Genomic DNA, 382 nt, shown 5'->3' with positions numbered 1-382 from the left:
GAGATTAGTAAAGCCGTTCCAAAAGGACGTCATGCGGTGGTGGTGATGGATGGCGCATTATGGCATCAACCAAGCTTGAATCAGGCTAATGTCACTATGCTTAAACTACCGCCTTATTCACCTGAGCTCAATCCCTCTGAGAGAGTATGGCAGTACCTTAAGCAAAATGAGCTATCTAATCGTTGTTATGACAGTTATGAGGCTATTGTCGATGCCACTTGCTTGGCTTGGAATAATTTGCTTAAACAGCCACAAAGAATTCGGTCGTTAACTGCTCGTGCTTGGGCGCAACTTTAATTGTTGGGCTTGGTATTAGTTTAGCTATGTGTCGTAATATAACGCCAAGTGGTTAACGCTTGGCGTTTTTTTATAGCTGTGTTTT

Annotated in this window: 1 protein-coding gene; it reads left to right on the top strand. The window is 42.9% G+C overall.

Translation table 11 applies throughout. The features are described 5' to 3' along the window. The coding region (locus B2866_RS09560; protein ID WP_296193361.1) for a transposase at positions 1-297 on the top strand (297 nt) is incomplete at its 5' end. Positions 298-382: the final 85 nt, after the last annotated feature.

Origin of the sequence: Psychrobacter sp. UBA3483, from assembly GCF_002377905.1 — a bacterium.
Classification (GTDB): domain Bacteria; phylum Pseudomonadota; class Gammaproteobacteria; order Pseudomonadales; family Moraxellaceae; genus Psychrobacter.
This window is presented reverse-complemented; position numbering and strand designations above follow the sequence as displayed.